Source organism: Sphingomonas echinoides (assembly GCF_029623395.1).
Classification (GTDB): Bacteria; Pseudomonadota; Alphaproteobacteria; order Sphingomonadales; family Sphingomonadaceae; genus Sphingomonas; species Sphingomonas echinoides_A.
Genome location: NZ_JAPYKK010000011.1, coordinates 90066 through 114206, shown reverse-complemented (window position 1 = coordinate 114206; position 24141 = coordinate 90066). Strand labels below are relative to the sequence as shown.

General features: G+C 62.4%; 17 protein-coding genes. 9 read left to right on the top strand and 8 right to left on the bottom strand.

Annotation, left to right across the window (positions count from 1 at the left end; all coding sequences use genetic code 11):
• Positions 1-40: 40 nt before the first annotated feature.
• Both QBJ92_RS09135 and QBJ92_RS09130 read right to left on the bottom strand, forming a co-directional pair.
• Complete coding sequence (locus QBJ92_RS09135) at positions 41-1402, bottom strand: sensor histidine kinase (protein ID WP_277969375.1); 1362 nt, start codon at positions 1400-1402, stop codon at positions 41-43.
• Positions 1380-2057, bottom strand: coding sequence for a response regulator transcription factor (locus QBJ92_RS09130; protein WP_277969374.1), 678 nt, complete (start codon positions 2055-2057; stop codon positions 1380-1382). The genes QBJ92_RS09135 and QBJ92_RS09130 overlap by 23 nt, the downstream gene beginning before the upstream one ends.
• 124 nt (positions 2058-2181) lie before the next feature.
• Here QBJ92_RS09130 and QBJ92_RS09125 point away from each other — a divergent pair, with 124 nt between their 5' ends.
• Both QBJ92_RS09125 and QBJ92_RS09120 read left to right on the top strand, forming a co-directional pair.
• Positions 2182-3447, top strand: coding sequence for a TolC family protein (locus QBJ92_RS09125; RefSeq protein ID WP_277969373.1), 1266 nt, complete (start codon positions 2182-2184; stop codon positions 3445-3447).
• A complete protein-coding gene (locus QBJ92_RS09120; RefSeq protein ID WP_277969372.1) occupies positions 3444-6632 on the top strand; it encodes an efflux RND transporter permease subunit in 3189 nt (1062 codons plus the stop codon). Before QBJ92_RS09125 ends, QBJ92_RS09120 begins: the two co-directional genes overlap by 4 nt.
• Before the next feature lie 9 nt (positions 6633-6641).
• On the opposite strand, the gene QBJ92_RS09115 is transcribed toward QBJ92_RS09120, so the two are convergent.
• Positions 6642-7193 carry a cytochrome b gene (locus tag QBJ92_RS09115; RefSeq protein WP_277969371.1) on the bottom strand — a complete coding sequence of 184 codons (552 nt, stop codon included), beginning with the start codon at positions 7191-7193 and terminating at the stop codon, positions 6642-6644.
• 208 nt (positions 7194-7401) lie between these two features.
• A complete protein-coding gene (locus QBJ92_RS09110; RefSeq protein WP_277969370.1) occupies positions 7402-7950 on the bottom strand; it encodes a TetR/AcrR family transcriptional regulator in 549 nt (182 codons plus the stop codon).
• Between the two features lie 57 nt (positions 7951-8007).
• Between QBJ92_RS09110 and QBJ92_RS09105 the strand changes: the two genes are divergently transcribed.
• Together QBJ92_RS09105 and QBJ92_RS09100 are read left to right on the top strand one after the other, a co-directional pair.
• On the top strand, positions 8008-8469 hold the full coding sequence (locus tag QBJ92_RS09105; protein WP_277969369.1) for a monooxygenase family protein: 462 nt from the start codon (positions 8008-8010) through the stop codon (positions 8467-8469).
• A 91-nt stretch (positions 8470-8560) separates the two neighbouring features.
• Entirely contained in the window at positions 8561-10873 is a 2313-nt protein-coding gene (locus QBJ92_RS09100; protein ID WP_277969368.1) for an alpha-galactosidase, read from the top strand.
• 29 nt (positions 10874-10902) lie between these two features.
• Here QBJ92_RS09100 and QBJ92_RS09095 read toward each other — a convergent pair whose 3' ends face one another.
• Positions 10903-11550, bottom strand: coding sequence for a DsbA family oxidoreductase (locus QBJ92_RS09095; protein ID WP_277969367.1), 648 nt, complete (start codon positions 11548-11550; stop codon positions 10903-10905).
• 474 nt (positions 11551-12024) lie between these two features.
• On the opposite strand from QBJ92_RS09095, the gene QBJ92_RS09090 reads away from it, so the two are divergent.
• From QBJ92_RS09090 to QBJ92_RS09075, 4 genes are all read left to right on the top strand, one after another.
• Positions 12025-12795 (top strand): 3-keto-disaccharide hydrolase, encoded by a 771-nt coding sequence (locus QBJ92_RS09090; RefSeq protein ID WP_277969366.1) that lies wholly within the window; start codon positions 12025-12027, stop codon positions 12793-12795.
• Positions 12792-14498, top strand: a complete 1707-nt coding sequence (locus QBJ92_RS09085) for a GMC family oxidoreductase (protein ID WP_277969365.1) — start codon at positions 12792-12794, stop codon at positions 14496-14498. The genes QBJ92_RS09090 and QBJ92_RS09085 overlap by 4 nt, the downstream gene beginning before the upstream one ends.
• A complete protein-coding gene (locus QBJ92_RS09080) occupies positions 14495-15208 on the top strand; it encodes a gluconate 2-dehydrogenase subunit 3 family protein (RefSeq protein ID WP_277969364.1) in 714 nt (237 codons plus the stop codon). The genes QBJ92_RS09085 and QBJ92_RS09080 overlap by 4 nt, the downstream gene beginning before the upstream one ends.
• Before the next feature lie 280 nt (positions 15209-15488).
• Entirely contained in the window at positions 15489-16499 is a 1011-nt protein-coding gene (locus tag QBJ92_RS09075) for an alpha/beta hydrolase (RefSeq protein WP_277969363.1), read from the top strand.
• A 375-nt stretch (positions 16500-16874) separates the two neighbouring features.
• Here QBJ92_RS09075 and QBJ92_RS09070 read toward each other — a convergent pair whose 3' ends face one another.
• Entirely contained in the window at positions 16875-17474 is a 600-nt protein-coding gene (locus QBJ92_RS09070; RefSeq protein WP_277969362.1) for a DUF2721 domain-containing protein, read from the bottom strand.
• Positions 17475-18076: 602 nt separating this feature from the next.
• On the opposite strand from QBJ92_RS09070, the gene QBJ92_RS09065 reads away from it, so the two are divergent.
• Complete coding sequence (locus QBJ92_RS09065) at positions 18077-21040, top strand: TonB-dependent receptor domain-containing protein (RefSeq protein WP_277969361.1); 2964 nt, start codon at positions 18077-18079, stop codon at positions 21038-21040.
• Positions 21041-21358: 318 nt separating this feature from the next.
• Here the strand turns inward: QBJ92_RS09065 and QBJ92_RS09060 are convergent, their stop codons facing one another.
• Positions 21359-22378 (bottom strand): LacI family DNA-binding transcriptional regulator, encoded by a 1020-nt coding sequence (locus QBJ92_RS09060; protein WP_347342788.1) that lies wholly within the window; start codon positions 22376-22378, stop codon positions 21359-21361.
• A gap of 4 nt (positions 22379-22382) precedes the next feature.
• Positions 22383-23621: an MFS transporter gene (locus QBJ92_RS09055; RefSeq protein ID WP_277969360.1), complete on the bottom strand. Its 1239-nt coding sequence runs from the start codon at positions 23619-23621 to the stop codon at positions 22383-22385.
• Positions 23622-24141 lie beyond the last annotated feature (520 nt).

The window sequence follows — 24141 nt, the reverse complement described above, 5'->3', positions numbered from 1 at the left end:
GTGAACGTGTATCCCCCGAACAGGTTGTCTAAATTCGCGTTCAGACAGCGGGCGCGGGACCGACCAGCGACGCCGTGCTACCGGTATCGGCGAAGCGCAGCGTGAACCCGTGAAGCTCGGCAATCGCCTTCACCAGACTGAGACCCAGCCCGGCGCCTTCGCAGTCATGCCGACCGCGGTAGAAGCGTTGCGTGACAAGCGCCCGCTCGCCGACCGGGACTCCGTCGCCCTCGTCGGCGACCGCAATCACGATGCTGCCGCGGTCCTTCCGCACGGTCACCGTCACGCGACCGCCGGGGGGCCCGAACTTCATGGCATTGTCGATCAAGTTGGATAGCGCTTCCATCAACAGGCTCGCATCGCCTTCGACAACGCCGTTGGACTCAACCACGCAAGTAAGCGTCATGCCCCGATCTTCCGCGGTCGGGAGATGGAGGTCGCACGCGTCCTGCGCCAGACGTCCGAGGTCGACCGCGGCGAAGCGGCTACGGCGGGCGTGATCCCCGAGCTCGCGGATCCGCAGCAGCGCGGCGACGATCCCGAGCAACTGGTCGATCTCGGCGAGCGACGCATCGGCGGTCGCCTTGCTCGACGGGTTGCCCAGATCGCGCAGCCCACGTTCGATCCGCGCGCGAAGTCGAGTCAACGGGGTGCGCAACTGATGCGCGATATCGTCGCCAACCCCGCGCATTTCGACCACAAGCGCCTCTATTCGGTCGAGCATGGTGTTGATATGCGCGCATAACAGACCAAAACTATCAGGGTTTTCCCCGACCGGAAGCCGTCGCTCAAGGTCGCCCGCGACGATCCGCTCGGTCAGTGCGCGGACCGCATCGACCTGTTGCGCCGCACGGCGCCCTGCGAAAAGCCCGATCCCGATTGCTAACAGAACACCGGGAAGCAGCCCGAAAACAAGCGATTGTTCGATAACGCGCAACGCTTCCTGCGAATCGTCGAGATCGACCCCGGTGAGCAGGCGCGCGCCATCAGGCATCGCGCAGACCGCGATCCGCGCGACGTCACTATCCTTGCCAGGCAGCTCGGTCGGGCGCACCGCGGCCACGAACGACGCTGCCCCCACGACCGTCGCGGCAGGAAGCGCGGCAACATTGCCCGCGATCAGCGACCCGTCGCGCGCGAACAACGCGAGGAAACGGTTGCGATGGATGTCGCGAGTGAGCGCTTCACGCAGTTCGGATCGCCGCAGCGTTCCGGCAAGGTGCGCGAACGCACTGCAATCCTGCTGGAAGCTGCGTTCCGATTCCCGGCGGTGGGCGCCGGAGGCGAGCAACCAGAACAAGCCCGCCAGCACGAGCGACTGGGCAACGAGCAGGAACGCGATTGCGCCACCCCAGCGCCAGGTCGCGCGCGCCCGGGGGTCAGCCGAGGATTTCGAAGACATAGCCTTGCCCCCGAACATTGCGGATGAGTTGGGGTTCGCCTTCGGCATCGACCTTGCGCCGCAACCGTCCGATATGAACGTCGACGACGTTGCTATTGGGCTCGAAACTATACCCCCAAACGTCCTGCAGCAGCATCGAGCGGGTAATGATCCGCCCCGGACGCCGGACGAGATACTCCAGCAATTTCAGTTCCCGCGGAAGCAGGTCCAGCGCGCGGCCCGCGCGGGTCGCGGTTCCTTTCAAAAGGTCGAGGCCGAGCGGGCCGACGAACAGCCGTGTGTCGCGCGACTCGTTGGGGCGGCGCAGCAGCGCCTGCACCCGCGCGACGAGTTCGATCAGCGCGAACGGCTTGGGCAGGTAATCGTCGCCGCCTGCGCGCAAGCCCCGCACCCGATCATCGAGGCTCCCGAGCGCGCTTAGCACGAGCGCAGGTGTGCGGCGGCCTTCGCCGCGCAATTGCTGGATCAGGTCGAGACCCTCACCATCGGGAAGCTGTCGGTCCACGATCAGGAGATCCACGCCTTCACCCCGCGCCGCATGAAGCCCCTCCGCTACAAGCGCGCAATGCGTTACGTCATAGCCGCTTGCGGTGAGCTCGAGCGCAATCTCGCTCGCGGTGCCCGCGTCGTCCTCGATGAGCAGAATGTGCGTCACACATCCGCTTCGCCGGTTATGGATAGCACCGTCAACTGAATAGCAGTTCAGACTCTGAACCAGGATTTAGTCGACGGGGGCCGGGGCGGGTGCGTAACGCCGACCTGGAGTAATGGGATTACCAATGCGAAATTTGCTTATCTGCCTGGCCATCGTCGGGGTGCCCACCGCCAGTGCGGCGCAAGTGGCAGGTCAAACAACAGCAATGTCGCTCGACCGGCTGGTGCAGGACGTTGTCGCGAACAATCCGGAACGCCAATTCTACCAGCGCCAGATCGAGACCGCAGGGGTCGAGCGCGCCGCCGCCGGGCGGTGGGCGGACCCCGAGGCGGTGGTCGAGTTCGGCCAGCGCAACGCGAACGATCGCACCACTGGGGCGCCGCTGGGGGACGGGACGACCTATGCGGTGTCGGTCGTCCAGCCAATCGAGTTCGGTGGTCGGATTGCTTTGCGGCGGGCGATCGCCGAACGACAGGTCGAGCTTGCCAGAATGGGGCTGCAGCAGTTCGACGCAACACTGGCAGCCCGCGCGCGCACGCTTGGCTACGCGCTATTCGCCGCCGACGAGAAAGCGAACGTCGCGCGCACCGTTGCGGAGCGGATGCGCGGGCTCGCGCGGATCATCGTGGCGCGCGATCCCGCCGGTCCAGCGCCGCGACTGGAGGCGGCGTCGTTGCAGGCTGGTGCAATTAGCGCCGAACGCACCGCAGCGCTGGCGGACGCCGAGGCGAATTCGGCGTTGTACGAACTCAACCAGTTGCGCGGCGCCGCTTTTGCGGTGCGGATCCGGATCGTGCGTCCCGACATGAGCCTGCCCGCGCTTGGATCGAGCGAGCTGCTCGCGGACCGGGCGAGCGCAAACAACTTCGAACTCAAGGCCTTGCGCGCGCAATTTGAGCAGCAGGGGCTGCGCGTCGATCTTGCGCGTAAGGCACGGGTTCCGGTCCTCGGCGTCGGGCCCTATTATGACCGCGCGCGCTCGGACATTCGCGAGACCAATTACGGTGTGCGCCTGTCGACGACGATCCCCCTGTGGAACCGTCAGGCCGGCGAGGTCGCGGTCGAGCAGGGACGGCAGGCGCAAGCGAACGCTACGCTGATCAATGCCGAACGACGCATCGCGCGTGACGTGTTCGACCAGGCAGCGCAATATGAGGCCAAACGCCAGGCGCTGACCAAATGGGACGGCGCGTCGACGCAGAGCTTTGCCAGTACAGCGGAAGACGCAGACCGCAATTATCGGCTCGGCGCGATCCCGCTGACGACGTACATGCAGATGCAGCAATCCTATGTCGAGGCGACCAACGCCCTGCTTTCGACCCGGCGCGAGGCGATCGAGTCGTTGTTGATGTTGCGCGCGCTCAACGGCGGCACCGCGCTCGTCCGATGATCGGCTGGCTGCTCGCCTTCGTCACCCGTAATCGGCTGGTCGTCGCAGCCGTCACGGCGGTGATCGCTGCGATCGGCATCTGGTCGTTTGCAACGCTGCGGATCGATGCGATCCCGGACATCACCGGCGTCCAGGTTCAGGTCAACACGATGGTTCCCTCGCTGGCCCCCGAGGAAATCGAGCGGCTTGCAACCTTGCCAATCGAACGCGCGATGGCGGGACAACCGGGGCTTAAAGAAACGCGCGCGCTGACCAAGACCGGGCTGTCGCAGGTCACGCTCATCTATGAGGACGGCACCGACCAGATGCGCGCGCGGCAGCTCGTCACCGAGCGGTTGAACGCTGTCCGCGACCAATTGCCGCCGGGCGCCTCGCCGCAGCTCGCGCCGATCACGACCGGGCTGGGTGAGATCTATTATTACACGCTCGAATGGAAGCGCCTGCCGCCGGAGATGGACCCGCAGCGGCAGTTGATGGAGCTGTACGAGGCGCAGGAATACACCGTCCGCCCGATGTTGCGCGCGGTGACGGGGGTAGCCGACGTCAACACCAACGGCGGACTCGAGCAGCAGTTCGTCGTCGAGCCGGATCCGTTGCGGCTGACGATGCACGGCGTCACCGCTGCCGAACTCGCGGCTGCGGTCGGCAAAAATGTCGATAATGCGGGCGGCGGGATCATCGCGCGCGGGGCAGAGCGCTTTACGGTGCTGACCAACGGCCGCGTCAGGAATGCGACCGATATCGGCGCGATCCCGGTCAAGTTCGCAGGCGGCATCCTGCCGCTTCAGGTTCGCGATGTCGCCAATGTCGTCATTGGCGCGGCACCGCGCCAGGGAGCCGCCACGCAGAACGGACGCGAGACCGTCCTAGGCACGGTGATGATGCTGGTCGGCCAGAACAGCCGCGAGGTCGCATTGCGCGCGGAACAGGCGCTCCCCGATATCCGCGCGGCACTGCCCAGGGGCATGGTGATCGACCAGCAATATAGCCGCGCCGAGCTGGTCGACCGCACCATCTCGACGGTCGAGCACAATCTCGGCGAGGGTGCACTGCTCGTTGCGCTGGTGCTGTTGTTCGTGATGGGCAACTGGCGTGCGGCGCTGATCGTGACGCTGGTCATCCCGCTCGCGTTCCTCGTCACGGTGACAGGGATGAACGCGATCGGCGTGTCGGGTAATCTGATGAGCCTTGGCGCGCTCGATTTTGGGCTGATCGTCGACGGGGCGATCGTCGTTGTCGAGAACAGCTTGCGGCTGCTTGCCGAGCGCCGCCGCGCCAAGGGAGAGGATCTGACTTCCGAAGAACGTCGCGCTACCGTGGCGGACGCGGCGCGGATGGTCGCGCGCCCTACGCTGTTCGGGATCGCGATCATCGCTTTGGTCTATGTCCCCGTCCTCAGCTTCGGCGGGGTCGAGGGCAAGCTGTTCCAGCCGATGGCGCAGGCGGTGATGCTCGCGATCGTCGCAGGGCTGGCGTGGACCTTCACGATCGTCCCCATGCTGTCCGCCTGGCTGTTGCGCGCGCCCGTGAGCGAGAAGGAAGACGGCCGGCACGCGGGGGTGATCGGCTACGCGGAGCGTGGCTATGCGCCGGTGCTCGAGCGCGCGATCGCGCATCCGTGGCTGCTCGTGATCGGGGCGGCCGCGCTTCTGGCAGTGACGTTCGGGGTGTTCCGGACGCTCGGCTCGCAATTCACCCCGCAGCTCGACGAGGGCGCGATCACCGCGATGGTCTATCGCCCGGTCGGCATGTCGCTCGAACGCAGCCTTGCGATCGAGCGGGAAACCGAGCGCCAGATCAAGCGGCACTTCCCGCAGGTGACGCATACCTTCTCGCGCATCGGGACCAGCGAAGTCGCGACAGATCCGATGCCGCCCAACGAGAACGACCTCTACATATTTTACGCGCCCCAGAAGGACTGGCCGACCGGGAACGGCGCGCCGAGGAGCAAGGACGAGTTGGTCGAGGGAATTCGCAAAATCGGTGAGGAGGTCTATCGCGGCCAGACGTTCGAGTTCGCTCAGCCGATCGAGATGCGGTTCAACGAAATGCTCGAGGGCGTGCGCGCGGATGTTTCGGTCAAAATCTTCGGCGATGATTACGACGTGCTCGAACGCGCGGCGAAGCAGGCGAAAGCCATCCTCGAGAAGCAGGCGGGCACCGAAAGCGTCGAGTTCGAGACCGCGGGACGCCCGAAGAGCATCGTCGTCGAACTCGACCATGCTGCCTTGTTGCGGCTTGGGTTGAGCACTGCGGAGGTCAACGCGGCGATCACTGACGCGGTCGCGGGGTCGGAGGTCGGATTCATCCCGCACAATGAAGCGAGGCACGCAATCGTCGTGCGCATGGCCGAAGGTCTCCGCGCGAACCCGGCCGCGATCCTCGCACTGCCGCTGCGCGTCGGCGACTACGGCATGGTGCCGCTGTCCCGCGTCGCGCGGCTGCGGGAGACGCGAACGGTCGAGCCGATCCTGCACGACAGCGGCAACCGTCGTGCGGCGTTGATGGTCAATCTCAAGACCAGCGACCTCGCCGGCTACGTCGCGCGTGCGCGCGCCGCGGTCGACGGTCAGGTCAAGCTGCCGCCCGGCTACCAGATCGAATTCGGCGGCCAGTTCCACCAGTTGGAGGCTGCGCAGAAGCGCCTGTCGATCGTCGTCCCCGCCGCGCTGCTGCTAATCTTCCTGCTGGTCTACGCGGCGCTTGGCAGCATCAAGGAGGCGGTGATCGTCTATACCGGCATCCCGTTTGCGGTAACCGGGGGTGTGCTGGCGTTGTGGCTACGCGGGATGCCGTTCTCGATCACGGCGGCCATCGGGTTCATCGCGCTGTCAGGGATCGCGATGCTCAACGGGCTGGTGCTGGTGGATCATATCAACAGTCTGCGCGATGGTCGCGACGGCGACGCGCTGCCGGTCGACGAGGCAGTTCGCCAAGGCGCACGCGACCGGTTGCGCCCGGTCCTATCAACCGCGCTTGTTGCGGCGATCGGCTTCGTGCCGATGGCGATCGCTAGCGGTGCGGGCGCCGAAGTGCAGCGCCCCTTGGCGACGGTGGTGATCGGGGGAATCGTTACCTCGACCCTGCTGACACTCGTACTGTTGCCGAGCCTTTACCGCCTCGTCATGCGGAATCCTGTGTCGGCTGGAGCGATGGCAAATAGAGGATCGGTAGGCTCTCGATAGCGCTGCAACTCAAAACATGCGCGGGAGCACGTCGGCAGACCGGTCGCGGTCGAGGAAACGGTGTTTGAGCGCCCCCGCGACGTGCAACGCGATAAGGCCAAGCAGCGTGTAGGCGAGGGTGCTGTGAAGCCACTGGAAAACGCGGAACCGCGCATCGTTCTTGGGCAGCAATTCGGGCAAATGCATACCGAAGAAGAAGACACCGTCGCTCTCTGTGTAGCTGCTCGACATCGCATAGCCCATGAGAGGTACAACGATCAGCAGGAGGTACATCGTGCGGTGGACCATTTCTGAAAGCACGCGCTCGTGGCGGGGAAGGGCGTCTGGTGGATGCGGGAGCGTGGATTGAGAGCGGATCGCGAGCTGAACCAGAACGATCGCAACCACCAGCACTCCGAATGATTTATGCCACGGGTAAAAAACGGTAAACTTTACCGCCGCGGCATCGGGCAGGCCAGTCATCGTCCACCCAGCGGCGATCAGGCTTAGCACAAGTCCGGCGCGCACCCAGTGCAGAATGCGCAACGATCGCGGGTATCGGTTTGCCAACGTGTCGGACATTGTCATTCTCCCGCGGTGGTAAGCAGTCCGCCAGCCGAACGATAGCGCGGAAAGGCAATTGCGCAGGCGGTACAGACGTTCTCGACACGATGATACGACTATTCCCCGAAAGCGCGCGCAGTTGAACTAACGACCAACCGTCCTGCCCGATGCCGGCTGGAGGTCTGAGCAACGGGGTCGAACGCGAGACCGGGACCGTTATTAGGGGTCAGGCAAGAGCCGGGCCGGTCAGGCCTGAAATAACAAGGCACAAAGCTGCATGCTCCAGTTGTGGCCCACCGATCGGCAGGCCGCCATCCAGCGCGAGCGTCGCCATTCCATGGACCGCGGACCAACACGCCAGCTTTGCCGCTTCGGGGTCAGCGGGAGAAAGCTCCAGAACCCGCCGTACCATCACCCCATAGGCATTCCCTTCGTCGGTCGGGGGGCCGGAATCATGGCAGGCGAACATAAGACGAAATAATGCCGGCCGCGCACGGGCAAAGGCTAGGTAGGCTTCTCCCTGCGCAACGAGCGCAGAGCGCGCGTCCGGCTGTTCGTCAGCAGCCAGCAATGCACTCCGGAGATCCTCGAATCCGCGCATTGCCACGGCCCCGAGCAGAGCCGCTTTGTCGCGGAAGTGCCGGTACGGCGCCATCGCCGAAACACCTGCTTCGCGGGCGAGCGCTCGTAGACCGACATCCTCGCCCCGCTCCAGAGCGGCTAACGCGGCGGCGAGGAGCTGTGCTCGCAAATCGAAATTATGGACATCGGGCATGTTTACACCGTACACAATTGGTCTATGTGTGCACCGTACACATCATGGAGTGATGGAATGCAAGTACCGGTGAACCGTCAGTCCGTGGACCTTTCAAACTATCCCGACATCGTCATGATCATGTTGGGATTCAAACTGAAGGGATGGCGGGGCCTGCTGGCATTACGCCGGATCGGACCTGGGTTACGTCAAATCGCGCGTGATCGCCCCGAGGGTCTCTTGGCACACGAGGGCATGATGTTTAGCCCGATGCACATCGGGTTCCGCCAATATTGGCGCGATCTGGACACTCTTGAGCAGTTTACATGTAGCGAACCTCATTCGGCTTGGTGGCGGCAGATCCGCGAACTCTCGGCTCACGCGGGCTTCTGGCACGAGACGTACCACGCCAAGGGGGGTGTGGAGGCGCTTTACGTAGGCATGGCCCAATCTGTCGGCCTCCAACACTTCGCACCCGAACGGCGCCCGGTCGGGCCGTTCATGTCGGCCAGATCCCGTGTTCAGGGGGGTGTGCGATAAACCTGGACCAGCGCCCGGAGATGTCCGAGGACCAAACAAGTTGGAACAGCATCGCTTCCAGCCTCTGCCCTAAGATCCCGGATGAATTGCCTTGCTCCCGGACAATTATCATATATTTTGGTGCAAACGATTGCGCTCGAAGCGAACGATGGGAGACATTGCGATGAAGCTGGCTAAGGTGTTTCTCACCGGATTGATCGGCGTGGCTGCCCCAACGCCGGCTATTGCAAAGGTGACGGCTCCCCAGGACGCACGCATTTTCCGTCTCGACGGAGGTGGTGTAACGTATGCGCTTGGCGTCGATAAGAACGGATATCTACAGCCGCTCTATTGGGGTGCATCGCTGGCGCCCAAAGACCCCCTCGTTGCCACTGACCCGGTGAAAGTTGGTGATCCAGTGCTGGTAAAGGCGCCGGGCGAGCTCTCCGGCTTCGATCCTGCCGGCTCAGTGACGTTGCAGGAATATCCGGGTCAGGGCGAGGGATTGGTCAGCGATCCCGGCATCAAGGCCATCTTTGCGGACGGCAACCGCGATCTCGTTCTCAAATACAAGTCGCACCGCGTGCAGGGCGAAACGCTAACGATCGAGCTGGTGGACATCCGGCGTCCATTGTCCGTCACGTTACGCTATACGATTGATCCCGAGACCGGAGTCCTGGCGCGATCGGCGTCGGTTCGTAACGGCGATCGGCGCGAGGTTCGGGTCGATCAAATCGCCTCAGCTGTGTTCACCCTGCCGGTTGGTGATGATTACCGACTGCACTACCTCACCGGTCGCCACGCGGCCGAATGGACAAAGAAAGACGTCGCAGTCACGCCGGCGCTCACGCTGCTGGAAAGCCGGCGTGGCTCAACCGGGCACGGCAACAATCCGTATTTCGCAATCGGTCGCGAAGGTGTCACCAGCGAGGACTCAGGGCCGGTCTGGTACGGCGCGCTGGCATGGTCTGGATCGTTCCGGATCAGTGTCGGTCAAGACAATCTCGGTCGTATCCGCATCATGGGCGGATATAACCCTTATGACTTTTCGTGGACGCTGAAGCCTGGGGAAGTCCTGGATACGCCTGTTTTCTATGCCGGCTATTCGAACGGCGGGATGGGCGGGGCATCGCGCACCTTTCACCGCTTTCAGAACGCGCATATCCTCCCGGGCGGCGAACGCGCCAAGCCACGCCCGGTGGTGTACAACAGTTGGGAAGCGACCGCCTTCGACGTCACCGAGGCCGGTCAGGAAGCCTTGGCCGAGAAGGCGGCCAAGATCGGGGTCGAACGGTTCATCGTCGACGACGGCTGGTTCGGTGCGCGGAACAGCGACAAGGCCGGGCTTGGGGACTGGACGGTCAACCGAACCAAATTTCCGAACGGGCTGAAGCCCCTGATCGACAAGGTGCAATCGCTCGGAATGGATTTCGGCTTGTGGGTCGAGCCGGAGATGGTGAACGTCGATAGCGACCTGTACCGCGCGCATCCCGATTGGGTCCTGAACTACCCGGATCGGCCACGCACCGAAGGCCGCAACCAGTTGGTGCTCAACCTCGCGCGCACCGACGTGCGCGATCACCTGCTCGCTGTGCTCGACAAGCTGGTAAGCGACAACACCATCGCGTTCCTGAAATGGGATTATAACCGTAACTGGACCGAACCCGGATGGCCGGCGGTGCAAGTAAAGGATCAGCAGCGGGTCTACGTTGAGTACGTCCGGAACCTCTACTATATCCTGTCCGAACTGCGACGACGTCATCCCAAGCTGGAAATCGAGAGCTGCTCGGGCGGTGGTGGCCGCGTCGACCTTGGCATCCTCGGACTTTCCGACGAAGTATGGCCATCCGACAATACCGATCCGGCCGACCGTTTGATGATCCAAGACGGCTTTACACAGGCCTATCCCGTATCGGTGATGATGGCATGGGTGACTGACAGCCCCAACTGGGCGAACACCCGCGCGACGTCGCTCGATTATCGCTTCCTGTCGTCGATGCAGGGTGGATTGGGGATCGGTGCCAATCTGGACAAATGGCAGGCGGGGGACTTCACCACGGCCGCAAAATGGGTCGCGGCGTATAAGAGCATCCGCCAGACTGTGCAGCGCGGGCAACTTTATCGCATCGACCCACCAACAAAGGACAATGCGTCGTCAGCGACGATGTATGTGGGCCAGGACCGACGTCAGGGCGTGATGTTCCAAATGCTGCATTCGTCGATGTGGCGCGACAATCCGGTTGCCGAGCATCCGCAGGGGCTCGACCCTGCCCAGACCTATTCCGTCCGGGTGCTTGGCGGTGCGGCACTCCCTGAGGGCGTGCCTGCCCGCGCCAGCGGCGCCTACTGGATGGAGCGTGGGCTCCGCGCCCCTTTAAAGGGTGATTTTGTGGGAACCGCTTTCGTGTTCGACGCCGTAAATTAGGGTCTCCCCGGGTCGTGGGGAGAGATAGCTCACGCTGAGGCGGCGATTTCGCGCAACGCGCTTTCGAACGCCTCAGGCGGCTGCCCTCCGGAGATCAGATAGCGATCGTTGATGATGACGGCAGGCACCGCGCTGATCCCGTGCGATTGCCAAAATTTCTCCGCAGTCCGGACGTCGTCTGCATATTCGTCCGATGCAAGGATGTCTGCCGCGCGCTTCGGGTCAAGGCCGACTTTCGCAGCGGCGGCGGTCAGCACCTCATGGTCGGACGGGTCCTGCTGGTCGGTGAAGTACGTGTCGAACAGCGCGCGCTTGAGCGCCGCCTGCTTACCCTCGATGTGCGCCCAATGCAGCAGCCGGTGCGCGTCGAAGGTGTTGTAGATGCGGCTCGTATCCGACATCCGCATCGCGAATCCGAGATCAGCAGCGCGCTCCCGGATCATCGCGCGACTGGCGGCCGATTGTTCGGGCGTGGACCCATATTTCTCGGCGATGTGTTCGCCGATGTTCTGACCATCCGCACCCATTTGCGGGTTTAGCTCGAACGGCTGGAAAGTTATCTCGGCGGTGACCAGGTCGCCGGTGCGGGCCAACGCCTCTTCAAGCCCGCGCAGACCAATGATGCACCAGGGACACGAAACATCGGATACGAAATCGATCTTCATGGGCTTCGACATGTGGCACCACTTCGGGTTGGAGTTGGCGATGCGACATAGGACCGCGCCGTGCCAAATGCACTATCGTCACACGCCGCAGTACGATTCAGGCCTGCGCCAAAACTCCAAAACAGGCTTGGGGCATCGCCTTGAGGAACAACGGCGCAGAGGTCGGGTACCAGTTTTCGAGCATAGGGGTGACCGAACCGGAAGCAATGTTGTCGCTGGCATGTGCTTGCATGGCGAAGCCCAATCGCGTCTATCACCGCCACCCTCGAAGCACTGGGCTGGTTTGGAACAACAAACGCCTGCACATTCATTTGAACGATACATCGTTCTTCGCAACTGCAAGAACCGGTTTTATGGAGGGTAAGTCGGTGCAGCCGGAACCGGCACTAGCTTACTTTTTCGTCCGGAAGAGTCCCGCCGAGGCAACGCCTGTTTCCGTCGCGTTATGAACTGGCTACAATCGATCGAGATCGCTCCTCGTCAAAGATGGGCACCGACAGGAGAGACCTGATGCGAAGAATGTCCACAACGGTTCTGTGCGTCGTGGCGTTGTCAACGGCTCCCGCATTAGCGCGAGAGGCAAGGTCCAACGCGATTTCGGCGTCGGAACGGGCGGAGGGGTGGCGTCTGTTGTTCAACGGTCATGACCTCGACGGCTGGCGATCGTTCGATGGCAAGGCTCCCTCGCCGTCGTGGACGGTGCGTGACGGCGCACTTGAACTCACCGCGACGAGCGGGCGCATGAGCGGCGGAGATCTGGTGAGCGCCGACAGCTATGGCGCGTTCGAACTGACGCTGGACTGGAGGGTTGCGAAAGGCGGCAACAGCGGCGTTCTGTACCTCGCGCGCAACGTGCCCCAGACCCGGCAGATCTATGAAACCGGGCTGGAGATGCAGATCCTGGATGACGTCGGCCATCCCGACGGCAAGATCCCCTCGCATCACGCCGGAGCGCTATACGATCTGACGGTGCCGCCCCCCGGGATAGCGCGGCCCGTTGGCAACTGGAATCACGCTCGGTTGCTCGTCGAGCCCGGTCGTATCCGCCAATGGCTGAACGGGAAACCGACCGCCGACGTTTCCTACGGCGACGATGCCTGGCGTCAACGTGTGGCAGCGTCGAAATTTGCCAAGATGCCTTTCTTTGGAACGTTTCCCAGCGGCTTGATCGCACTGCAGGATCATGGCGAGCCAGTGGCGTTCCGCAACATCAAGCTCCGCGTTATCGGGCCAAGTGCGGTGGGGGCGAGCAAGTGAAACGGAACGCGAAATCCACGTCGGATCCGCAGGCCGATGTTATCATCGTTGGATCAGGGGCGGCAGGTGGCATGGCGGCCTACACCCTGACCAAGGCCGGGCTACGGTGTATCCTGCTCGAGGCAGGGCGCGATTATGATCCCCAGGCCGAAGTGAACATGTTTGCGCCCGAGAGCGACGCGCCGTTGCGCGGTGCAGCCACGCCCGACAAGCCGTTCGGCTATTTCGATGCGACGGTCGGCGGCGGATGGCAGGTGGAGGGCGAGCCGTACACATTGCGGGAGGGTTCCGATTTCCGTTGGTATCGCCCGCGCATGCTGGGCGGACGGACCAACCACTGGGGGCGGCACGTGCCCCGGCTTGGGCCGTATGACTTCAAACCGTTCTCGCGAGATGGCCTTGGGGTGGATTGGCCGATCGGTTATGATGACGTCGCGCCGTTCTACGATCGCATCGAACGCATGATCGGCGTCAACGGTGGCCCGCTGGGGCTGGAGAACCACCCGGATTCCCCAGCAGGATGCCTGATGCCGCCACCGCACCCGCGCATCCCGGAAATGCTCATCAAGGCCGCCGCCGAGGATCTGGGGATCCCGGTGCGCGCGGCCCACACCGCAGTGCTGACGCGTGACATGCCTGACGCGGTTGCGCCGCGCAGTGCCTGCCTCAACGCGACGCCGTGCACGCGCGGCTGCACAATCGGTGCGATGTTCCAGACGACCACATCGCTGCTGCCGATGGCAAAGGCGACCGGGCGGCTGACGATCGTTACCGATGCGATGGTGTCGCGCGTGACGATGGCGCGTCCCGATCGTGCTGGCGGGGTCGAATATGTCGATCGCAAGACTGGGATGCGACATCAGGTAAAGGCGCGCACAGTGGTGCTGGCGGCTGGCACCGGCGAAACGACCCGCCTGCTGCTCAATTCGGGGGAAGGCGGGCGCGGCCTTGCCAATTCCTCCGGAGAGTTGGGTCGTAATCTGACCGATTCAACTGGCGCGTCCTTCCGCGCTTATATTCCGGCACTTGCCGATCGCCCGCGCTACAATGAAGAAGGGATTGGTGGGCAGCACATCTACATCCCCTTCTGGCTGTATCAGCAACAGAAGCGCGGCGAGCTCGACTTTGCCCGTGGGTATCATTTCGAGATCGGTGGCCGGTTCGGCATTCCGCCTGCAGAAGCCTTGCCGCGCGTCTGGGGGGCGGCACTGAAAAAGGCGGTCCGAAGCGCCTCGGGCGCGACGATCCAGCTGACGCTGCGCGGCGAAATGATCCCCAACAAGGACAGTTTCTGCGAGGTCGATCCGGTCGTGAAGGACCGGTTCGGTATCCCCGTGCTGCGGTTTGCCTTTCGCTGGTCGCAAAATGAAGTGAACCAGGTAGCGCACGGCCGGCGAACCGCGCATGCCGTGTTCAAGCGGATGGGCGGTACGATCCTCGACCCCGATTTGCCGCCGGAAAAGATCATGACCGCGGGCGGCGAGATCATCCATGAACTGGGTACGGCCCGGATGGGGGCGGACAGGCAGTCGTCGGTAGTCGACAGTTATGGCCAGACTTGGGACGTCGACAATCTCATATTGATGGACGGCGCGGTCTTTGCGTCCGGCGCACACAAGAACCCAACGCTCACTATCCTCGCGCTCGCGTTGCGCGCGTCCGAGCGGCTGGCGCAGCGGTTGAAGTCGGGAGCTTTCGCATGACGCTGTCGCGCCGCACCACGATGCAATGGATGATGGCCGCCGCGGTGTTGCCGATGGCGCGCTGGTCGCCGCCCGCGATGGCCGCGGGCATGGGTGATGCCGCCGGGGCGGCGCCGCCGTTCGACGTCATCGTAGATTGGCCCGACACGCCGCCGCTCGCGCAGGCGATCGGCTATGGCCGTGACCCCGATCTGATGATGCCGAAGGTTCCATGGGCGCTGACCTTGAGCGTTGCGCAGCGCAGGACGGTCGACTTGCTCGGCGACCTGATCCTGCCCAGGGACACAGTATCGCCAGGGGCAGGGGCGCTCGGCGTCGGCGCGTTCATCGACGAATGGATCAGCGCACCCTATCCGGTCCAGCGCGTTGACCGCGAAAAGGTGATCGGCGGTCTGATATGGCTCGATGCGCAAAGCCGGATCCTGCACGGTCAGGCCTTTGTTGCGATCACGCCTGGGCAACGTGGCGGACTGCTCGACGCATTGAGCGTTGCGGTGCCGATCGCCAAGATGGCGGCTCCGGTGGCGTTCATGGACACGATGCGAAAGCTCTTCGTTCTCGGTTTCTATAGCCTGCCGGAAGGTAAGGTGGACATGGGGTTTATCGGCGATCAACCGACCCCCGGCGCTTATCCCGGACCAACTCCCGAAGCCCTTTCGCACTATGCCCAAACCCTTGACCGGATGGGACTGAAAATGTCGCAGGCGTAGCGATGCTGGCGTAGCCGTGATTATTCTGGATGTTTGCAGTAGGCAGACCCTGATCGTTCTCCGGTTCAGGCAAGCATACTGAATTGGCCGACCGACCGCCTCTTGCTTTGCTCAGCGGTAAGGTACTCAAGGCTCGATCGAACTGGGGAAGCCGGAAGGCGACGCGATGCTGCTCTCAGAACGAAACAGTAGAAGGTCGGATGTCGTCCCACTCTGAACGTTGCTTATGCATCACGCTGGTCTCACGGCTTGGTTGCACGAAAATAGCAGGAGACAAGGTTTGTCGCGGTTCCGGTTGGTTATGCCGTCTCTCTTTGCGTTCGGCATCGCCGGCGCATCTTATGGTCAGCCCAGCTCGCCCGACGCTTCGCCAGCCAGGGTCGTCGTTCCCAAGGTTGAACGGGAAGGGGTGTGGCAACCGGGTGCAGGTGGTACGCAAGTCCCGCTGTGGCCTGCGAATGTTGCCTTGGCGAAGCCGGATACGGGCGACCATCCCGAAGCTACCGGAAATGGCTCGCCACTTGTTGCAGGAAAAATGTGGCATTGGGCCAGCTATGTGACGCGGCCGACCATGACCGTCTACAAGCCTAAAGGGCGTAATACCGGAACGACGATGATGGTCTTACCCGGTGGCGGGTTCTACGCAGTTGCGACCGATCTCGAGGGAACTGAAATCTGCAACTGGGTCGTGCAGCAGGGCATGACCTGCGTACTGCTGAAGTATCGGACACCCCAGATCTGGGAAACAGAGGCAGGAAAGCCGCAGCAGCGACCAAAAGTCCTATTGGGTCTGGAAGACGCTCAGCGAGCGATGGGCCTGTTGCGGGAGCGCGCCTCTACATACGGGATCGATCCGCATAAGATTGGCGTGATCGGCTTTTCTGCAGGTGCCTATCTTGTAGCGAATATGAGCAACACGGAAGACCGCACTTACCCGGTAGCCGATCCAGCCGATCAGCAATCACCCCGGCCGGATTTCGCGATCGTCGCCTACACGGCGCGGATGCTCGATACCAGCAAGGGCAGGAACAGCCTTGAACTGAAACCGTGGGTGAAGATCAGCCCGAATGCACCGCCAACGCTCATCATTCATGCCATGGACGATCCGACGGACAATGTCCGTCAAGGGATGGCATATGCGCTGGCGCTGAACGACGCTGGCGTACCGGTTGATATGCGTCTCTATGCAAAAGGCGGTCACGCCTTCGGAATGCGTCCAACGCCCGATCCGATCACCAGGGAATGGCCGGGCGAGGTCAAGCAATGGCTCCAGAACCTGGGTATGCTTTGATGCCGATGGTCGCTTCTGCGTGAACCCGGAGCCGAAACCGTACGAAGTATTAGCTTTCTGAACGGACATTCCCTCTTCGGAAGTTTGCCGCGCTTTTGGACCGGCACGTACCCGCGGCATTGCGTTCGAAGAACAGGCGGTGTTTGACCGGTAGCGTTTGCGCTTGCCTGCCACTCACTAAGCGAGGGTCGATCGCCGGGTGCAATGCTTGAGTTCAGTTGGTCAGCACGCGCTGGAGAACTTGCAGCGCATGCACGCCATAGGGCGGAACTCGCCCGATAGATTCTGGCGAGATGAAGCGAAGGGTATCTTCAAAGAATTCGACCGTTCCGTCCGCGGGTTGTTGCCCGGTGCCGTTGTTCTGCCGCCTTTCGTTTATGCTCCTGGCATCGGCAGATTGCTGACCCCGAACGTCGGTGGGTCGGGTTCGCCTTTAGGACTGCCTGATTGGTCAGGGCGAATGGTACCGTACGTCCGAATGCCGGTACGCTGCGCCGGGGCGCTATGCCGGTCCGGCTGACAATGCTCCTGTCTATCACCCTCGGGTTGCGCCTGTTCTCTGACCGAACGGCCGGACAAGATGGTCTCGAACCCAAATGCTCCCAATGCTGCCACTGCAAAGACGAGGGCTGATCCAAAGAAGGCGAAGAGGATATAGCCCGTTCCAGCGTTGCGCAGCGCACCGAGAAAGAGGGTCAGCGCAGCGCAGCAAGTCAGCGCTCCCGCAAGGGTCGCCAGTAGGACAGCCACGTCGAGCGCAAGCGACCGCAGACGAAGACGGGCCAACTGCCGGGGATGACCTGAAGGATCGCTTGCAAGTCGATCGACGCGGTCGGCAATGCGACCCAATCTGGTCGTGAACACGTTGAGCAGCGAGGCGAGGCCCGTGAGCAGGAAGATCGGCGTCAGCGCGAGTTGAACGACATGCGCCGCGCCGGAGAGATCATCAGTTCCGAACATCAATTCCTCATGCATGCGTAGATCCCGGTCTGCAAGCACTTGGACTTGATAGGGATAGAGGAGGGAAGGGTCACGACCTGAGGCGTACGAAGCGCGAGTTGGTTCGGATATGCTATCGCCTCGCGCCCGTCAGGAGAAGGCATCCTCATTCCTGCGGCTGACAGCGTTCGGCCGCACCGGCAAGGGGGCTGACGGGACTAGAAGGTGAAGCGCCATTACCCAACGCTTTGCGGAATGATGCCGGTCGAACCTTCTGCTGCTGCGAGAGTAAGGGCGGCCGAATGAACGTCGCAAACGGATCCTTACGTTGGAAGAAAAGCCGGGCGCTGCTCAGGAGAGCTGCGGTGGCGACAACGCCCGCCATCATTCGTGCCGGAATCGGCCTCGCGAGCATCAGCACGCGCATCTCGATCCCGCACACCTCCGCTTGGTACAGGGTATGAAACCTCTAAAGCCTTTGGTTATGCTTTGGTATTTGTATTCTGCGATTTTGATGATACCAGACCCACCAGTTGCAGAGCGTGATTGCACGCCGTCTGGATGAGGTTGCTATGATTGTACGAAACGTTGCGTCGCAGGCCGTATTGGCCGCTGTTTTTCTCCTGCATGCAGCACCTGTGGTCGCTCAAGAAACGCCCGAACAGGCAAAGACTGAGGCAGACGCCGCAACGGCGGTCGTAGCAGCAGAACCCGATCCGCAAGCGGATGCAGCGATCGTGGTGACGGGATCGCGCATTCAACGTCCGAACACGACCTCCGCCGCGCCCATCACGTCGGTGACCGCGCAGGACATCAAGGCGCAGGCGGCGATCAACGTCGAGGACGTGCTCAACCGGCTGCCGCAAGTCGCGCCGGACAGCCAGCAGACCTATAACGATTCGGATGGTCGCCAGCGGATCAAGCTGCGCAGCCTCGGGTTCGAACGCACGCTGGTGCTGATCGACGGCAAGCGGATCGGTACCCAGAACGGCCAAGACGTCGGGATCATCCCGCCGTCGCTGCTTGAGCGAGTCGACGTGCTGACCGGTGGTGCCTCGTCGGTTTACGGTTCCGATGCAGTCGCGGGTGTCGTCAACTTCGTCCTCAAGAAGGATTTTGAAGGGATCCAGCTCGACGGCAATTACAATTTCTACAACCACAACAACAAGGACACGGTGGTGTCGTCGCTGGCGCGCGGCGCCGGTTTCAGCAGCAAGCAGGGTCTGAGCAACGACGGTGGCCGTGCCGACGTGACGCTTACCGCGGGCAAGAAGTTCTTCGACGGCGCGCTGCGGCTCAACGGGTTCGTCAATTACAAACACACCGACGCGATTCTGCTGTCCGATCGTTCGAACTCGGGTTGTTATCTGACACAAACGAGCCTGAACGCGCCCTTGTCGTGCGGGCTGACGCCAAGCAGCTCGACCAGCGGCCTGATAACGCCGCTTAGCGGCGCCAACGCCAACGCCCAATATGTGAACAACCCCAACGGCTCGCGGACCTTCGTTCCGTTCGGGCCGGGAGCGGGGAACGCGTCGAACTATTTCAGCAACTATGCCTACCAGCGCCCCTCCGAGCGCGTGAACGCTGGTGGTTTCGCCAGCCTCGACATCTCGCCCAACGCCGAACTCTACGCATCGGGCATCTGGTTCCGCGACAAGTCTTACAACAATTACCCGGCGATCGCTGGCGGCAACGTCCAAGTGAATTGCAACAACCCGTTCCTGTCGGCCAGCCAGTCCACCGCGATCTGCGGTGCTGCCGCCGGAACCGCGGCGACTGCACCGATCGATCTTCGCTACCGCCTGGGCGAAGGCAATGACCAGCCCGACGCGTATCTGAACACCGGCCTCCGCCTCACCGGCGGCGTGCGCGGCAAAGTCGGCGATGCGTGGACGTATGACGTCGGCGGCGTCTACGCCCGCAACCATCAGGATTACTCGCCGAGCTTCGTCGACCCGACGCGGTTGCAGAATGCGATCAACGTCGGCGGAACCCGCGCTGCACCGACCTGCGCGGCGACGGCCGACGCGGCGTGCGTTCCCTTCGACGCCTTCAGCGCGGGCAACAGCGATCCGGCGCTGATCGACTATCTTTATAATCAGGGCACGTCGGTAACCGTCGGCACGCTGTACGACGTTCAGGCCAACGTGACCGGCGACCTCGGGAAGTACGGCATCACGTCGCCGTTCGCCGAACAGGGTGTGGCGGTCGCATTGGGCGCGGAATATCGCAAGGATACGCTCAAATCGCGGGCGGACAGCGCGTATCGCGCCCGCCTCGGCGGGACCGACAGTTTCCTCAGCCAGGATGTCTGGGAAGGCAATATCGAAGTCCAGGCACCGCTGGTTCAGCACAAGCCGTTCGTCGAGCAACTGCAGGTCAACGGCGGCTATCGCCTGTCGAAGTACAGCAGCAATCCCAGCACCTTCAACACCTGGAAGGTCGAGGGCATCTACGCCCCGGTTCGCGACCTGACGTTCCGCGCCTCGTTCAACAAGGCACAGCGCGCGCCGACGGTGGTGGAAATTCGCCAGGCGACCAACGTCGAGTTCGCGCGCGGCGGATCGGGCACGTTCAACGATTTCTGCGCACCGACCGTCACCAGCAACTCCAATGGCGGCGTGACATACGGGTCGCCGATCGCATCGCGCGACGTCTGCCGCGCGACGGGTCTGTCGGACGCGCTGTACGGCAGCCCGACGCTGCTCTGTCCGGGGGATGCGTCGACCGGCGCAACCGGGTGCACCGTGCGCTCGGGCGGGTTCACCGCCGATCCCGAGACCGCCTACACCCAGACCTACGGCCTGATCATCAAGCCGCGCTTCGTGCCGGGGCTGTTCTTCTCGGTCGATCGCTATCGGATCAAGATCAATAACTCGCTCGGGTATAACGACTACAGCTATTACACCGATGGATGCCAGCGTTCGAACGGCGATGCGTTCTTCTGTCAGGGTATCGTGCGCAACCCGGGCACGGGTACGCTCTATTCGTCGGCAGCGAGCAACCCGACCACGGGCTTCATTCGCCAGGGAACGACCAACTTCTACACGTCGATCGCGCGCGGCTATGATTTCCAGACGCAATACACGCTCAACCTCGACAAGCTCGGCAAGATCGACTGGAACTTCAACGGCTCGCTGACGACCTTCGCGGGTGGCCAGGATTCACCGGTGCAGCCGTCGCGCAATTGTGCGGGCTATTATGGCAATGGTTGCGGCCAGTTGATCCCGAAGTGGTCGCACGGCCTGCGCGCAACCTACACCACGATGAGCAAGGTGTTCAGCGCCTCGGCTAACTGGCGTTATGTCGGTTCGCTGACCAATGCCGACAATTCGGACGATCCCGCGATCGGCGGCACGCCGGAGCGCGCGCGGACGGGGTATTTCCGGGTCGCCCCTCAGAACTATTTCGATCTGGCGCTCAACTTTGCGGTCAACAAGGCGTTCTCGCTGCGGTTGATTGCGAACAATCTGCTGGATCGGAGCGCGCCGATCGTTCCGGACTCGTACAACGTCGCCCTTGCGCGAACCAACACCATTCCGCAGCGGTATGACTCATTGGGCCGCAACTTGTCGGTCGGTGCGACTGTGCGGTTCTGATATAGCTCTCAGAGCGTTCATACCCTCTCTCCATCATTGGTTGCGGCACGCACGGAGGTGCGTGCCGCAATTGAGCGATGATTGAACGGAATTACTCGACCAATCAGTAGGCCAACAAACTCGCTCTGATCTGCATCGCACGAGCCGCAAAAGTTTGGAACGCGATGCGGCAAGCAGCATCGCCGAACGGTTACAAAGTGAGGTGGCGGCGCCGTTACGGAGTGCGGTGCGAAAGCTTGAACAGCCGGTCACTGTTTCCTCGCCGTCGCCCGCTCCATGCCGCCCGTTATCGAGCGGTGAGATAACGGCATTTGCACGTCAAGCCGGGCCCGAACTTGAACGTTCGATAAAAGTATACGGCACCTGAACCGATCGCGCGGGTCGGTCGCAAGCCTGTTGGTACGACGGATCGGCCAGGATATCGATGGCGACACTGGCGAGAACGCCATTGGGTTGGTGAATGGTCGTCAGCTGAGGCCACGCCATGCGAGATATGGGTGCATCGTCGAAGCCGACGACGGACAGGGCCCCAGGTACGGCAATATTCCTACGTGCGGCGCTGACCAAAACTCCCAAAGCCATCTCGTCGTTGGCGGCAAACACAGCGCTGGGACGGTCGTCTGTCGACAGAATTGCGTCTCCGGCCGCCATGCCGGATCGGAAGCTGAAGTCACCGCCCCGGATCCAGGCATCTCGGATGCCAATCCCTGCGCAACGCATCGCGTCGCTGAACCCAGCCAGCCTCTTGCCGGCCGCATCGTGCGAAACAATCCCTTGAACGAAAGCAATGTCGCGGTGTCCCAACGCGATAAGATGATCAGTCATATCGCGGGCGGCTTGATAGTCGTCGATGTAAATCACCGCGGCAGATGAATCGTTTGGCGACGAATTCAATTTCACGACCGGGATGCCGCGGTGATCAAGCAGGTCGGCGAGATCGGGCCAATCGCAGATTGGCGGGGTGAGAATAACCCCTGCGAGCTGCAAGGCCTGCACCGTTTTCGACACCTGGTCGAGCGCCCCGGATGCGCCGCGGTCAACTCGTTCGACAACAAGATGGTAGCCGTGATGACGGCAGCGGACCATCGCTCCAAGCTGGACGTCTGCGGCGTATCCCGATGCCGGATCGTCAAAAAACAGCCCAATGAGGTAGGATCTAGAACTCGACAGGCTGCGGGCGTAGGCGTTCGGGCGGTAGTCCAGTTCGGCGACGACCCGTAGGACGTGATCCCGTACCGCTGGCCTGACATGCGCCTCTGCATTCATTACCCGCGAAACGGTCTTTGGCGACACACCTGCGGCGCGAGCGACATCCTTGATGGTTACCGGCGGCATCATCCCGCTATAAAGTCCATGTCCGATGCCGCCACCATGCGAACCCTGCGATGACGATGTAGCAGGCGCCTGGAAGACCGAACGCAATCTTCAACCCGACCATGTCCGCAACAACGCCGGTCAGCAACGGGATGATGGCGCCGCCCACGACAACCATGCACAACAACATTGAGGCATAGGTCGCGGTGGAATGATCGTCAGGCAGCGCAAGCGCGAAGATCGTCGGATACATGATCGCATTGCACAGCCCGACCGCAAGTAATGCCGAAGCCGCCACCGGACCTTGCAACCCGATTGCCATCCCCACGAGCGCAATGGCGGTGATCGCGCAGCCGAGCAGCATCGTCGGTGCGCTATACCGAGCGAGGTAGCGGGCGCCTACCAGTCGCCCGGCCAGCGCACCAGCCCAGTACAGACCTACGAGTTGCCCTGCCGCCACCGGAGAGATGCCCAGAGTTTCGGGCATCGCCAAATACTCTACGAGGAGTGTGCCGATCGTGACTTCGGCGCCGACATAGGCGAACATCGCGCCTGCACCCGCCAGCAGCCGCCGGTTCAACAGCACGCCGACAATGCCCGAGAGCGGCACATGGCGCGGCGTCGAGGACGCGAGCAGCAAATCGCGTCGGTAGATGAAGGCTGATGCAAGCGCAGATGCGACCAGCGCAACGGCAAGGAACGGGAAAACGACCCGTACATGATTTGTCAGGTCACCGGTTCGTGGCCGACCAGTCCCGAGCAGCAGTGTGGATCCTGCCAACGACGCAAGCACGGTGCCGAGCGAGTTGAAGCCTTGCAGGAAGGTCAGTCGCGAAACGGCGCGGCGTGTTGGTTCGACCACCGGGACGACGATGTTGGCGGCGATCTGCAGGAAGGTGACTCCGCTGGCGAGCGCTAAGAGTGCGAGTAGGACCACCATATATCCGAACGACCCAAGCGAGGCGGCCAGCAGGCCGCAACCGAGCGCAATGACAACCAGCCCCGCCGCGATGCTTCGCATGTAGCCAAACTTAACCACCAGCGCGGTGATCGGTAAGGCGAAGAGGAGATAGCTAGAATGGAACGCGAACTGCACCAGCAGTGCACGCGTATGAGTCAGTCCTTCGATCATCCGTAACCGGGGTACAAGCAGTCCGACCAGCGAGTTGAGGAAGCCTCCCAGAAAATACACGCCGATACAAAGCCGAAACAGCAGAGTCGCGCGGTGTTCGCTGGTCTCGGGCGCAAGGGTTGTGCTGTTGGTCACGCCTCATCCTATCAAGGCGCCGATGCCGCGCAACGTACGACAATGGCATCGCACGACACATTGATATCGATGTCGGAGGGAGTGATCACGCCGCCAAGCCGCTCGGGAAGATGCGGCATGGGAAGACTTCTACGAGGAGTACGCGATCCTCGCGGACCGCCTGCGCGCTGTTGAGCTTCACGCAGATGGTGCTCTTGACGCAAACGCTGCCGGGGAAGGGGCCTGCACAGCCGTCGGCATCAGAGACAGCCGGCGGAACGGATGCGCGGAGGTTTGAGACCTGGCGCGACACCACAATTACCGCGGCGGACCGGGCCGACGTACTCGTAAAGGCGACGACCAAGGCCGAAAGGCTGAAATACGTTCACGGCATATTTCCCCCGATGGCGAACAACCTAACGCCTGATATGTTTCCGCCCGTTGGTTACGAGCCCGGCGTCCCTCGTCTGGGCATACCGACGTTGACGATCACTGCCGCTCGACGCGCATTGCCACAATGGGAAGCCGCTGGCTGGCGTCT